The organism is Devosia sp. CAU 1758 (assembly GCF_054482695.1).
Window position 1 is genome coordinate 1 of sequence record NZ_JBTLRJ010000004.1, and the last position, 13,255, is coordinate 13,255.

At 63.0% G+C, this 13,255-nt stretch carries 14 protein-coding genes; 7 read left to right on the forward strand and 7 right to left on the reverse strand.

The window, feature by feature from the left end; translation table 11 throughout:
- The first annotated feature begins 549 nt into the window (after positions 1-549).
- From leuD to ACXYMS_RS13395, 4 genes are read left to right on the forward strand one after another with little or no spacing between them, the layout of a single operon-like run.
- Positions 550-1,155, forward strand: coding sequence for a 3-isopropylmalate dehydratase small subunit (gene leuD, locus ACXYMS_RS13380; RefSeq protein ID WP_458907031.1), 606 nt, complete (start codon positions 550-552; stop codon positions 1,153-1,155).
- Positions 1,156-1,169: 14 nt separating this feature from the next.
- Positions 1,170-1,559 (forward strand): RidA family protein, encoded by a 390-nt coding sequence (locus ACXYMS_RS13385; RefSeq protein WP_458907033.1) that lies wholly within the window; start codon positions 1,170-1,172, stop codon positions 1,557-1,559.
- The gene (locus ACXYMS_RS13390) at positions 1,556-1,984 is read left to right on the forward strand and encodes a GNAT family N-acetyltransferase (RefSeq protein WP_458907035.1); all 429 of its coding nucleotides are present in this window, start codon (positions 1,556-1,558) and stop codon (positions 1,982-1,984) included. Before ACXYMS_RS13385 ends, ACXYMS_RS13390 begins: the two co-directional genes overlap by 4 nt.
- A gap of 9 nt (positions 1,985-1,993) precedes the next feature.
- The gene (locus ACXYMS_RS13395) at positions 1,994-2,638 is read left to right on the forward strand and encodes a CPBP family glutamic-type intramembrane protease (RefSeq protein ID WP_458907037.1); all 645 of its coding nucleotides are present in this window, start codon (positions 1,994-1,996) and stop codon (positions 2,636-2,638) included.
- Between the two features lie 80 nt (positions 2,639-2,718).
- On the opposite strand, the gene ACXYMS_RS13400 is transcribed toward ACXYMS_RS13395, so the two are convergent.
- Positions 2,719-3,177, reverse strand: a complete 459-nt coding sequence (locus ACXYMS_RS13400) for a homocysteine S-methyltransferase family protein (protein ID WP_458907038.1) — start codon at positions 3,175-3,177, stop codon at positions 2,719-2,721.
- Between the two features lie 59 nt (positions 3,178-3,236).
- Here ACXYMS_RS13400 and leuB point away from each other — a divergent pair, with 59 nt between their 5' ends.
- Positions 3,237-4,337 (forward strand): 3-isopropylmalate dehydrogenase, encoded by a 1,101-nt coding sequence (gene leuB, locus ACXYMS_RS13405; protein WP_458907040.1) that lies wholly within the window; start codon positions 3,237-3,239, stop codon positions 4,335-4,337.
- 68 nt (positions 4,338-4,405) lie between these two features.
- On the opposite strand, the gene rpsP is transcribed toward leuB, so the two are convergent.
- From rpsP to ACXYMS_RS13435, 6 genes are all read right to left on the reverse strand, one after another.
- Positions 4,406-4,837 (reverse strand): 30S ribosomal protein S16, encoded by a 432-nt coding sequence (gene rpsP / locus ACXYMS_RS13410; protein ID WP_458907041.1) that lies wholly within the window; start codon positions 4,835-4,837, stop codon positions 4,406-4,408.
- Positions 4,838-4,876: 39 nt separating this feature from the next.
- Entirely contained in the window at positions 4,877-6,460 is a 1,584-nt protein-coding gene (gene ffh / locus ACXYMS_RS13415; RefSeq protein ID WP_458907043.1) for a signal recognition particle protein, read from the reverse strand.
- A 197-nt stretch (positions 6,461-6,657) separates the two neighbouring features.
- Positions 6,658-7,095 carry a class I SAM-dependent methyltransferase gene (locus tag ACXYMS_RS13420; RefSeq protein ID WP_458907044.1) on the reverse strand — a complete coding sequence of 146 codons (438 nt, stop codon included), beginning with the start codon at positions 7,093-7,095 and terminating at the stop codon, positions 6,658-6,660.
- Between the two features lie 42 nt (positions 7,096-7,137).
- Entirely contained in the window at positions 7,138-8,571 is a 1,434-nt protein-coding gene (locus ACXYMS_RS13425) for a methyl-accepting chemotaxis protein (RefSeq protein WP_458907046.1), read from the reverse strand.
- 56 nt (positions 8,572-8,627) lie between these two features.
- Positions 8,628-9,857, reverse strand: coding sequence for a GNAT family N-acetyltransferase (locus ACXYMS_RS13430; RefSeq protein WP_458907048.1), 1,230 nt, complete (start codon positions 9,855-9,857; stop codon positions 8,628-8,630).
- Positions 9,854-10,813, reverse strand: coding sequence for a hypothetical protein (locus ACXYMS_RS13435; protein WP_458907049.1), 960 nt, complete (start codon positions 10,811-10,813; stop codon positions 9,854-9,856). The genes ACXYMS_RS13430 and ACXYMS_RS13435 overlap by 4 nt, the downstream gene beginning before the upstream one ends.
- Before the next feature lie 294 nt (positions 10,814-11,107).
- Between ACXYMS_RS13435 and dapF the strand changes: the two genes are divergently transcribed.
- Together dapF and mtaB are read left to right on the forward strand one after the other, a co-directional pair.
- A complete protein-coding gene (dapF, locus tag ACXYMS_RS13440; RefSeq protein ID WP_458907800.1) occupies positions 11,108-11,956 on the forward strand; it encodes a diaminopimelate epimerase in 849 nt (282 codons plus the stop codon).
- Entirely contained in the window at positions 11,956-13,218 is a 1,263-nt protein-coding gene (gene mtaB / locus ACXYMS_RS13445) for a tRNA (N(6)-L-threonylcarbamoyladenosine(37)-C(2))-methylthiotransferase MtaB (protein WP_458907051.1), read from the forward strand. Before dapF ends, mtaB begins: the two co-directional genes overlap by 1 nt.
- The last annotated feature ends 37 nt before the right edge of the window (positions 13,219-13,255 follow it).

The following is a 13,255-nucleotide window of genomic DNA, read 5'->3' on the forward strand; positions in this document are numbered from 1 at the left end:
CGAGTGCCCTGCCGTCATTCCCAACCATCTCCCCGTGTTCCGACCAGCACGGGATGTTTGCTCGGTACCGGCAGCTATCGGGAACGAACTTCGCGCTTGGCAACGGCCGCAATGGGGTCGAAACCGGCCGTCATCGAAAAATAATCCCCACCCCCAAAATCTCCAGCATACTCCCTCCCATCACTCCCGCGCGGACGGACTGCAGCGAACTTTGCGGGGGGAGCCGGGCGGAACTGGGTCGCTCCAGTTGCGCGATTAGGAAGCGGTCACCCTGCGACGAGCGTTCAATGGGGTCCAAGACCTATGCGAAAAACCGGTGTCCCGAGGCGGCGACGTCTCTATATTCATTAGATTTACTGAGACGCACGCGCCTCGGGACACGTCCATTTTAACCGGAGGCGGCAGGGCTGGCCGGCGCGCCTTCATGCGCAAATTCTGGACAAAGGCAGGGCGCCTCGGCGCCAACCGTACGCTTCGGTACGGTTTGGCCTTGACCGAAACCCCGCTTTCGCGCGATGACCGTGCCCAATAGCGAGGTTCCTAAGCCCCATGGACAAGTTCACCACCCTGACCGGTGTCGCAGCGCCCCTGCCGATCATCAATATCGACACCGACATGATCATCCCCAAGCAATACCTCAAGACCATCAAGCGCACGGGCCTGGGCACCGCCCTGTTCTCGGAAATGCGGTATAATGAGGATGGCTCGGAAAACCCCGATTTCGTGCTCAACAAGCCCGCCTATCGCGGGGCGCAGATCATCATTGCCGGGGACAATTTCGGCTGCGGCTCGTCGCGCGAGCATGCCCCCTGGGCCCTGCTCGATTTCGGCATCCGCTGCGTGATCTCCACCAGCTTCGCCGACATTTTTTACAATAACTGCTTCAAGAACGGCATCCTGCCGCTTGTCGTGTCGCCCGAACAGCTCAAACTCCTGCTTGATGATGCCGAGCGCGGCGCCAACGCCACCCTCACAGTCGACCTCGAAACCCAGACCGTCAAGGGACCGGATGGCGGCACGCTGCATTTCGACATCGACCCGTCCCGCAAGCAGATCCTGCTCGAAGGGCTCGACGATATCGCCGGTACGCTCAAATCCGATCCCTCCATCTCGGCCTTTGAAGGCAAGATGGCGGCTGATCGCCCCTGGCTCTAAAGCACGAGAAAAAATTGGTCCAACGCGTTTCCACCGGCTCCCCCTTCGAAGCCACCTTCGGATATTCCCGCGCCGTGCGCCACGAGGACACCATCTATGTGTCCGGCACCACCGGCTATGACTATGCCACCATGAAAATGCCCGAGAGCGTTGGCGCGCAGGCGAAAAACGCCCTGGCCACCATCGACAAGGCATTGCAGGAAGCCGGTTCGTCAATCGCCGACACCGTCCGCGTGGTCTATTATGTCGGCGACCGGTCGATGGTCGACGCGGTGGTCGCCGCCGTCGGCCCGGTATTCAAAGACATCCGCCCGGCTGCCTCCATGCTCATCGTCCAGATGATCGAAGAGGGCATGAAGATCGAGATCGAAGTCACCGCCCGCATCGGCGCGTCGCGGTCATGACCACAGGTCCCAACATCGAATTTGTCGAGGAGCCGAGCGGCGAGCAGGTCGAGGCGGTGCTGGCTATCCTGTCGGAAGCAGCCGAGGGGCAGCGGCCCGGCGGCGATTATCGCGATTATGGGTTCATGCTCCGCGATGACAGCGGAGCCATTGTCGGCGGCATGACCGGCTATGTTCTCTACGATTGGATGTTCGTGCAATTCTTGTCTGTCGCAGAGCAATTGCGCGGACAGGGACTCGGCGAAAAGCTCATCGACGCGGGCACGCAATGGGGGCGCAAGCAGGGCCTTCGCGGGATGTGGCTCGATACTTTTGCATTTCAATCTCCAGACTTTTACCGAAAGCTGGGCTTCAGCCAATTTGGCGCAATCGAAGATCACCCCACCGGATCCCGGCGAATTTTTTTTCAGAAACGCTTCGACTGAGGCCGGGCAATGACGCGGCCACAACTTGCTCTGACGATCCATGCAGCGCTCCTGATCGGGGCGCTGTTTTTCATCGTGCCCTGGCTGACCACCTGGGACAGTCGCGCCGGTTACCTGTTTTCGCTGGCCTTCTACTGGCTGTTCTTCTGCCTGCCGGTCATTGGCTGGCATGCCCTGGCCGGCAATGACGGGCGCCTGTTTTCCGAAAAACTGCCCTGGCGGGACTGGTGGATCATTCCGCTGCTGCTGGTTCAGGCCGGTCTGGTCGCGCTGGTCAATTTCGTGCCCAACACCTCAATTCTCACCAGCGGCGGCATGTATCTGGCCCTGCTCCTGGCCACCATCAACGGCCCCCTGGAAGAAATCGCCTGGCGCGGCGGTTTCCTCGCCACCTTCCGCGACAAGCCGCGCCTGGGCTTCTGGCTGGGTTGGGCCCTGTTCTCTGCCTGGCATGTGCCGTTGGCCCTTAGTGCCGGCATCATCTTTGATGGCGGCGCGCTCACGCTCATCGGTGGGGCCGCAGCGTTGGGCCTGTTGTGGAACTGGGTCGCGTGGCGCACCGGCTCGGTCTTTTATGTGAGCCTGGCCCATGGGCTGACCAACCTCTTCGCCTTCTGGGTGTTGTTCGACCGAAACGGCTTTGCGGGCGCCTGAGGGCGCCCGCATGGTCGTTCAACCCCTGCGCATCGGGTCGATCGCCGGCGGGATCACACGCCCCCGGCGCACCGCCTCGATCAGGGCAGCAGCGGCAGGATGCGCTGGTAGCGTTGCGCCAGGTCCAGCCAGTCCCCGATATCGAGGGACTCACTCTCGTCAAGTTCGGCATGGCATTTCATCGAGGCATTGACCTGTAGCCCGTCGATCCGGTCCACCCACGGCCCGGCATGCCTTATGGTGCTGGCAAAATGGATCGGATGCACGCAATTGATCATGTAATAGGCCGGTGACCCGCCGGTTGCCGCCTCGACTTCGCCAATGGCGTGGCCCAGCGCCTTGCCGCCGGGCAGGCGCCCATCGGTTTCGAGCGTCAATGACAGCACGCAGCGCAAGTCTGCTGCCTCGGCCAGCTTTGCAATGCCGATGGCTTCGGGTGTGTTGGTCAAAGTATAGGCCGTCACCAGATCCGCCTCGGCTTCGGCAAAGGCGGCCGCCTGGCACTGGACGGGTTCCACCATTGTCGTCCTTGCGCTCACCGGCATTTTCCCGCTATGTGCCAGCCAGGGCGTAACCACCAGTACGGCAAGGATCCATCATGGCCACCCATTCCCTTTTCCTTCTGCCCGGCGACGGCATTGGCACCGAGATCATGGTCGAGGTGGAAAAGCTCATCGCCTGGACCAATGCCGAGGGTCTGACCGATTTCTCGACCGACACAGGTCTTGCCGGCGGCGCCGCCTATGACGCGCATGGCGTCGCCATTACCGACGAGGACGTCGCCAAGGCCAAGGCCGCCGACGCCGTCATCTTCGCCGCCGTGGGTGGCCCCAAATGGGACGATGTCCCCTATGAGCACCGCCCGGAAGCCGCCCTGCTGCGCCTCAGGAAAGAACTGGCTGTCTTCGCCAATCTGCGCCCCGCCATCTGCTACCCGGCGCTGGCCGAAGCGTCATCGCTCAAGCGAGAACTGGTGGAAGGCCTCGATATCCTCATCGTGCGCGAACTGACCGGCGGGGTCTATTTCGGCGAGCCGAAGACCATCACCGATCTCGGCGACGGCCAGAAGCGCGCGATCGACACCCAGGTCTATGAAACCTACGAGATCGACCGCATCGCCCGCGTCGCCTTCGACCTCGCCCGTACCCGCGGCGGCAAGGTGCACTCCGCCGACAAGAAGAATGTCATGAAATCCGGCGTGCTCTGGGACGAAGTGGTCAAGGGCGTCGCCAGAGACTATCCCGATGTGGAACTGCACCACATCCTGGCCGATAACGCCGCCATGCAGCTTGTGCGCACACCCAAGCAGTTCGACGTCATGGTCACCGACAATCTCTTCGGCGATATCCTCTCCGACGTCGCCGCCATGCTGACCGGCTCGCTGGGCATGCTGCCCTCGGCCTCGCTCGGCGCGCCCGACCCGGTCACCGGCAAGCGCAAGGCCTTCTACGAACCCGTGCATGGCTCGGCTCCCGACATTGCCGGCAAGGGCATTGCCAACCCCATCGCCATGATCGCTTCGTTCGCCATGGCCCTGCGCTACAGCTTCGGCATGATCGAGCTTGCCACCCGCATCGAAGACGCCATCTCCGCCGTCCTCAGCGATGGCCTGCGCACCGGCGACATCGCTCAGGACAACCGCAAGACGGTCGGCACCGAAGACATGGGCGCTGCGATCCTGGCCAAGCTCAAGGCCTAAGAACCCCAGCCCAATAAAAAGCCCCGGTGTCACCACCGGGGCTTTTTTCATTCCAGCAAGCGCCGGACTTATTCGGTAGCGGCTTCCTCAGCAGCAGGAGCTTCTTCGGCAGGCGCTTCTTCGACAGGAGCGGCCTTCGGCGCGTTCTTGGCTTCTTCGATGGCAGCGGCCTTGGCGGCCTTTTCCTCGGCGCGTGCCTTTGCCTTCTCGCCCGGAACGCCGGCCTCGGGATTGTTGCGCGCATCGCGCTTGGCAAGGCCGGCAGCGTCGAGGAAGCGCAGCACGCGGTCGGTCGGCTGGGCCCCATGCGACAGCCAGTGCTTGGCGCGCTCGGTGTCGAGCACGACGCGAGCTTCATTGTCCTTGGCCAGCAGCGGGTTGAAGGTGCCCAGCTTTTCGATGAAGCGGCCATCGCGCGGCGAACGGGCGTCGGCAATGACGATGTGGTAGAAGGGGCGCTTCTTGGTGCCAGCGCGGGCAAGGCGGATCTTGAGAGCCATTTTGCAGTCCTGTTGAGTAAGTTCGGTTGAGTTTTCGGATTATTTCTTCTTGCCCAGGCCGGGAAGGCCGGGGAAACGCGGCGCTCCGCCAAGACCGGGCAATGCCGGTCCTCCGGAGGATTTCAGAAGCGCATTGACGTCGCTGGGCAGCGCCTTTTGCGCAGGAAGGTCGGCCGAAGGCAGGCCCTTCAATTGCTCGGGACTGATGCCGGCCTGGCGGGCCATCTGCTCGAGCTGCTTGGGATCCATCTTGGAGAGGTCCGGCATGCCGCCCATCATCGAGCCCATCTTGCCGCCGAACATCCCGCCCAGCGCGCCCATGCCGCCCTTGCTAACCTTCTTCATCATGTCCGCCATCTGGCGGTGCTGCTTGCTCAGCTTGTTGATTTCGCTGACTTCGACACCGGCGCCGGCAGCGATGCGCTTGCGGCGGCTGGCATTGAGCAGGTCCGGGTTCTCCCGTTCCTTCCTGGTCATCGAATTGATGATGGCGATCTGCCGGTCGAACACCCTTTCGTCGACATTGGCGCCGGCCATGGCTTTCTTGATCTGGCCCGCGCCGGGCAGCATGCCCATCAGCCCGCCCATGCCGCCCATCTTCTTCATCTGGACCAGCTGGGATTTCAGGTCCTCGAGGTCGAAAGATCCCTTCTTGAGCTTTTTCGCCATCTTCTGGGCGTCTTCGGCGGAGACGTGTTCGGCGGCCTTTTCGACCAGCGACACGATGTCGCCCATGCCCAGGATGCGGTCGGCGATGCGCGAGGGATGGAAATCCTCGAGCGCATCCATTTTTTCGCCCACCCCGATCAGCTTGATCGGCTTGCCGGTGGCCGCGCGCATCGACAGCGCCGCGCCGCCACGCCCGTCACCATCGACGCGGGTGAGGACAATTCCGGTGACGTCGAGACGCCCATCGAACGAGCGCGCCACATTGATGGCGTCCTGCCCGGTCAGTGCATCGACCACGAGCAGGATTTCATGCGGCTTGGCGATGTCCTTGATGGCAACCGTCTCGGCCATCAACTCGTCGTCGATATGGGTGCGGCCCGCCGTATCGAGAATGAGCACGTCATAGCCGCCGAGACGGCCTTCGCGCTCGGCGCGGCGGGCGATCTCGACCGGGGTTTCGCTCGAAACGATGGGCAGCGTCTCGACGCCCACCTGTTCGCCCAGCACCCGAAGCTGCTCCATCGCGGCCGGACGGCGCGTATCGAGCGAGGCAAGGAGGACCTTCTTCCTTTGCCGGTCCTTGAGGCGCTTGGCGATCTTGGCCGTGGTCGTGGTCTTGCCCGAGCCCTGCAGGCCGACCATCAGCAACGTGACAGGTGACGGGGCGTTGAGGTCGATGGTGACGGCATCGGAACCCAGCACCTGGACCAGCTCGTCATTGACGATCTTGACCACCTGCTGGCCCGGCGTTACCGAGCGGGTGACCTCGGCGCCGACAGCGCGTTCGCGCACCTGCTCGACAAAGGCGCGCACCACTTCGAGCGAAACGTCGGCCTCGATCAGCGCCCGGCGGATTTCGCGCATGGCCGCATCGACATCGGCAGCGTTGAGCGCGCCGCGTCCGCGAAGTCCATCGAAAATCTTGCCAAGCCGGTCGCTTAAGCTCTCAAACATTGTCTGTCCTTTTCGCTCACGGGCCAATCCCGCAAGAGATAGGGTTCAAAAGGCCAAATGCAAAACCCACCCGCGGGCGCAACGCGCTGGCGGATGTTGGCCTCCGGGATCGGTTTATACCTCGAGGGGTCCCGGTCGGCTGGTCAGGAGCAAATGCCTGATGAACGCGCTGGCTTTAGGGGAAAGCGGTGGTGGAGTCAAGGAAAGAGGGCAAAATCTGGCGCTAGAACAGGTGCTCGATCGTCGATGCAAAGCAGGCCATCGGGCCTGAGCGCCGCCTTGAGACGCGCCATGGCCTCTTTCTGCAGTTTTGGATGCCGCCCGTCCAGCGCCCCGACCCGCATGGCAAAGGCAAGGTCGAATAAGGGTTCGTCTGCCTCCAGCACAAAGTCCTCGATGGCGCAGTGCCGATACTCCAGCTGTCCAGCCGCCAGTTCCTCTGCTGACCCTGCCTGCGCCAGCGCAATCGCTTTGGCCGAGCGATCGATCGCCACGATCTTGCCGGTGGTCAGCATGCGGCTGATGGCCCGTGCCGCCACGCCCGGCCCGCAGCCGATTTCAATGATGCGCATGTCGGATCGAATCGGCAATGCGGCGATGGCCTGGACTATTCGCGGTGAAATGGTCTTGCTCATGACCTGATGGTCCGCCCGGTCCGTGCCAATTCCTGTCAGCAGCTAGACCTTGAACGCCACGCGCACGCCGCCCCAGTGTCGGCCATTGACCATGATCGGCGCCGAACAGTCCTTCATCAGCGCAAACTGCCCGCCGCCCATGTCGCGCCGATAGGTCTGCAAGAGGAACGGCTTGGTCGAGCGCCCGGCCGACAGGCCCGTGCGATCATTGAAAATGCGCCGGTTCCGGCAATTGGCGGCGTTCCACACCGGATCGTCGCCCTGCGGCTGGGAATAGACCTTGTTGTGGGTCGGCAGATAGCCATTGCGGTCCACTGCGGCGCAAAAGGCGATGCGCTTGTCGAAAGCCAGCACTGGCTCCTGCACGGCCGGCAGCACCTTGTCAGTAAAGGCGGTAAAGCGCGTCGTGACTTGGCCGGGATTGCTGTGCGGCACGGCACGATAATTCTCGTCGAACAGGTCGCTCATGCCGATTTCGCCGCGCTTGACCGCCCCCTCGAACAGCGCGGAAATCTCCTCGGCCTTCGCCCGCGCCAGTTCGATAAAGCGCGCATCGGCGGTTTCCACCCCGGCCTCGACCAGGAACAGCATGAAATCCTCGGATATGCCCAATATCGTCTGGGTCCGCGCCTCTGCTTTTTCGAGATAGGTCCGGCATTCGGCGACGCCATCTGCCAGCGCCGAGAGTTCGCTCTGCATGGTCTCGAAGCCAGCAATCGATTGCTCTACCGGCTGGGCCATGGTGTCGATATCGGTCACCAGCCGCCCCACCGAATCGACCAGTTCCTCCAGCGTCGCCGTAGCCTCGCCGGCCGCACGGGAATCGGTCATGGCCTGTTGCGCCGCCTCCGCATTGCCCTCGGCCTGGCTCCGCAGGCCCCGGAGGGCCTCGGTCAACTCGCCCAGATGAGAGACAGTCTGGCCGGAAAATTGCTGGATCTGGTCGGCCAGCCCCTTGACCGCATTGGCAATGATGGCAAAGCCGCGCCCGGCATCGCCGGCCCGCGCTGCCTCGACCGACGCGTTGAGCGCCAGCAGCTTGGTCTCACGCGCAATCTGGGCAATGGCCATGCTGGCCTTTTCCACGCCCTTGACTGTGTCCGAAACCGTGTCGAGCCGCGAGCGGAAGCCCAGCGCACTTTCCGAGAGCACTGTCATAGTCTGGGTGGTGCGAGTTACCACGTCCGAGATTTGTCCCGCGCTCTGGTCGAGCACCCGCCGCGCATCGGCGGCGGCCTCGCGCGTGACGCCCATGGACTGGCCCAGTCGCGTCGTCGCCGACCCCATTTCCTGGGCTGAACTGCGCGCCGCTTCCGCCTGCAAGGCCTGGCTCTGGCTGATGGAAGACAGGTCGCCGATCAATCCGGCGACGTCGGCAATCTCCACCCCAAGCCGTCCGGCCCGATCGCCTATATCGCCCAGGCGCGTACCGTATCCCAACGGCGCACTGGCCCGAGCAGGTGCACTGGCTGGCATGGTCCCCTCCAACTGTCAGCTAAGGGGACACTACGGATCAATGTGGTAAGAAAGGCTTAACCTTGTGACCCGAGGGCCTCATCGTGATGACCGAGGCCAACGCCGCGCATCAATCTTGCCCGAAGCCCTGCCGGCATGGCCAGAACCAACCGTTTCAGGCCTGGACGCAGCCACCTGTCCCAGAGCCGGATCATTACCCAGCCGCGTGGTGTTATGGGCAACGCATAGTCATGCAGCGCCACCGTCTCGGTGGCAAAGGTAAGCTTGTAGGGCATCACCGGCACGCCCAGATCGCAGCCCTTGAGCCCGCGCTCAGCGCAGGCCTGGATGATTTCGCCGAGGTGCAGCTTGCCCGGGCTTTCGTCGGAATGGGAAAAATCGCGGCTTGCCACAAAGGCATAATAGCGCTCGCCATGCACGAAGCCCCATTGCTCGGCCAGCGGCTTCTCATTGTGGGTGAGCGAAAAGGCCAGCACATTGAGATCGCTGCGCCCCACCAGGCTCTTGCAGAAGGCGGTGAAATCGCCATCGCGGAAGGCGCGCGAGGTCAGCCCCTGTTCCTTGAGGCGATCAGCGCGGCCGCCCAGCGTCCGCTCGATCAGCGCGACCTGCTCGGATGGCCGCACCACGACCTGATGGTGTACCGGGCCGTCGCGCTCCAGCCGATTGCGGGCATTGCGCATGTTCTTGCGCGTCTTGGGGCGCACGGTGGAAAAGTAGCTGGCAAAATCGGGAAAGGCGTCGAGCGCCACATAGGGCGCGCCAAGCGCTTCGCCGGTCCGCACGCGGGTCTTCGGTAGGCCCAGTGCCAGCGCCGAGCCGTCACGAACCTTGAGCAGGCTCACCCCGTCGCTGGGCGCCTTGGCAATGGCAATGCGCAGGAGCCGCGTCACCGCTGCCGCCGGATCGGTATCGGGGTCGAGCAGGACATCGGCTATCTGGGCATAGGCATGGCCCAGCGGCACCAGTAGCGTCCGCGCGCCGGTATTGACCCGCTCGAGCGGCAGGATGCCGACCAGCCGCTGCCCGTCCTCGATCATGGCGATGACCGGGTCGAAATCCTCGTTCTCGCGGGCGGCCTCGAAATCGAAAATGGCCTGCGCCCAACCCAGGCTCTGGAACAGGTTAGAGCCATTGCCGTAGCGCTCCAGCCCCTGCCAGCGATGCGCAATTGCCGCCAGTTCGTCACGCCTCCGCACAACCGAGCCCCGGAGGCCATAGCTGACCGCATCCGCGCTGCGGGCGCGGCGGTCCTCGGGTCCGGCAAGGGTGTCGATAGCATTCATTTTTCGAAGGTTTTCGCTTCTACGTCCCGCACCCCTTCGGGCGCAGCGGGATCGACCTGGAAATCGACGGTATAGACTTTCTTTTTCTGCGGGTTGAGCGGGGAGAATTTCACCGCCCCGGCAATGCCCAGCTTGGTGAGATAGGAGAGACCCGTCACCTGCTGGCTGAGCTTTTTCATCCCCAGCTTGTTGCGCAGCACACCATTGGCATAGTTGACCGCGTAATGCTTGCGCAGGTCGTCGGTCCAGTGCTCGGTGGTGAAGCTGACATTGAGCATGCCGTGATTGACCACGCGATGCGGCCCGTTGAGAGGCCAGTGCAGCATCTGCCCTTCCTCCAGGTCATAGACCTGCGCGAAATCGTCGAACCAGGGTTCGAACGGCATGTCTGTCTCGCGCAATTGCCCCAGGATCAGCTTTTCCAGTGCCGGCTGCGAAATGAACGGCGCCTGGGCTGGATAGACATAGACCTTCTTGGTGCCGCGCACCTGCCACAGGCTCTGCCCCGGCACGTCCGAATGGTATTTCACCGAAACATTGGGCGAGGAGATGAGGATGGTGAGGTTCCGCTTGTAACTCGCAAAGCCCGGCACCCTTTCCTCGAACTCGTCATAGAGGCTGTCGAGCAGTTCGCCATAAGCCGGATTGACCTTGGCAGGCGCGGTCAGGTTCACCCAGATATTGCCGTTCTTGACCGTCTCGATCACCTCAGCGCCCGAGAGGTCCTTGATCTCGCCTTCGCGGCGCTTGGGCGGATTGCCCGGTGTCTTCTGCGAATAATTGACGTGATAGGCCTCGCGCGGGCTTTGCTCGATCAGCGCCGCCAATGCCGCATCGGTAAAGAGCGGTGAATTTGCAAGGCCATGCTGCAGCCGCAGCGCCTGGTTGCCCCAGAGTTTAGGATAGTGAGGCTGCCAGTCGGTGATGATCTGGTCGGAGATGAGTGGCATGTTCATGGACGGACTCCCGCAAAGTCGCACGGACAAGATTTCTTCGCGTCCTAGACTAGCCAATCGCGGGCTGAATGCACATTAAAGCTGCCGCTCTGGTTAAGAGCAAGCCTAGCGCAAGTGGTTAAGATTAAAAGAAAATTGGATGCGTGCCGCCGCCCCTGCGTACAAGCGGATCGCCCCCATGCGTGCGCCCGGACTGGCATTTGCGCACCAATTCCGCCATATAGGTCGCCAATAGGGCCCTTGGCGGCATAGTCAGCTTGGAAAACCGGCGTGAGCGACGTCCCCTTTTTGAAGATGAACGGGCTGGGCAACCAGATTATCGTGGCCGATCTGCGCGGCACCAGCGCACGCGTCACGCCCGACGCCGCCATCGCCATCAATGCGCGTCCAGAAACCCGCTTTGACCAGGTCATGTCGATCCATGATCCCCGCACCCCCGGCACCGTAAATTACATCGAGATCATCAATTCTGATGGCTCCCGCGCCCAGGCCTGCGGCAATGGCATGCGCTGCGTAGTGCAAATGCTCTCGATCGAGCAGGGTCGGCAGCGCTTCACCTTCGAGACATTGGCCGGCATCCTGTTTGGCGAAGAGGCCGGGGACGGCTTGATCACCGTTGACATGGGCACGCCCAAATTCGCCTGGTATGAAATTCCCCTCAACGAGGAATTTGCCGATACCCGCGCCGTCGAACTGCAGATCGGCCCCATCGACGCGCCGGTGCTCCATTCGCCCTCCGTCGCCTCCATGGGCAATCCGCACGCCACCTTCTGGGTCAAGAACGATGTGTGGGATTACGCACTGGACCGCTTCGGGCCGCTCCTGGAAAATCATCCGCTCTTTCCCGAACGGGCCAATATCTCCGTCGCCCAAGTGCTGACGCCCGACCGCGTCATCCTCAGGACCTGGGAGCGCGGTGCGGGCCTGACCGAAGCCTGCGGCACCGCTGCCTGCGCGGCGCTGGTCAATGGCGCCCGCACCCGCCGCACCAATCGCAAGGCGACGATCACCGTTCCCGGCGGTGACCTGGTCGTGGAATGGCTGCCCGATGACCACGTGACCCTGACCGGCCCCGCCGAGTTTGAATGGCGCGGCATGCTCGACCCGTTGACCGGCGCCTGGACGCGCAGCGAGGCCGCCTGATGGGCGTCCAAACGCTGACCTTCGGCTGCCGCCTTAACGCCTATGAGGGCGAGATCATGAAGGCCGAGGCCGCAAAGGCGGGCCTCGACAATGCCGTGATCATCAATACCTGCGCCGTCACCGCCGAGGCGGTCAAGCAGGCCCGGCAGGCCGTGCGCAGGGCGCGCCGCGACAATCCGACGGCGCGCATCATTGTCACCGGCTGCGCCGCCCAGACCGAGGGGCGCTCCTTTGGCGACATGACCGAAGTCGATCTCGTCCTCGGCAATGATGACAAGCTCAAGGCTGAAAGCTACGCGTCCATGACCTTCGGCACGCCCCTCAATGACAAGGTGCAAGTCAATGACATCATGGCCGTGCGCGAAACCGCCTTGCACCTCATCGAGGGCATGGACGGGCGCACCCGTGCCTTCGTTCAGGTGCAGAACGGCTGCGACCATCGCTGCACCTTCTGCATCATTCCCTTTGGCCGCGGCCCTTCGCGCTCCGTACCCATGGGCCTCGTTGTTGAGCAGGTGAAAAAGCTTGTCGCCAATGGCGTTTCCGAAGTGGTGCTCACTGGCGTCGACATCACCTCCTACGGTCCCGACCTGCCCGGCGAGCCCACTTTGGGCACGCTTACTCAGTCCATCCTGCGCCACGTCCCTGACCTGCCGCGCCTCCGCATCTCCTCCATCGACAGCATCGAGGCCGACCCGGCCCTCTATGAGGCCGTCACCGATCCCCGCCTGATGCCGCATCTGCATCTGTCCCTGCAATCGGGCGACGACCTGATCCTCAAACGCATGAAGCGCCGGCATCTGCGCGACGACGCGCTGGCGGTGATCGAAAAGTTGCGTACCTTCCGCCCCGACATGGTCTTTGGCGCCGATGTCATCGCCGGCTTCCCCACCGAAACCGACGCCATGTTTGGCAATTCCCTGCGCTTCATCACCGAGGCCGGCCTCACTTTTATCCATGCCTTCCCCTATTCGCCGCGCCCCGGCACCCCCGCCGCCCGCATGCCGCGGGTGGACAAAGCCATTGCCCGCCAGCGCGCTGCGCTGCTGCGTGCCGAGGGCGAGCGCCAGGTTGCGGCGCTCTGCGCTACGCGGATCGGCCGAATAGAAAACGTGCTGGTCGAGCGCGGCGGAATGGGGCGGACTGAACATTTCATTCCCGTCCGCGTTGACGCGCGTGAAGCAGGCAGGTTGCTGAGCATGCGCATTACGGGCATGGATGGCGACAGCCTTATGGGCGAAGTCCTGCGCGCGGCGGCGTGATCGCTTAGCGCCTCCTGGCACCGATGTGAAGGCAGAC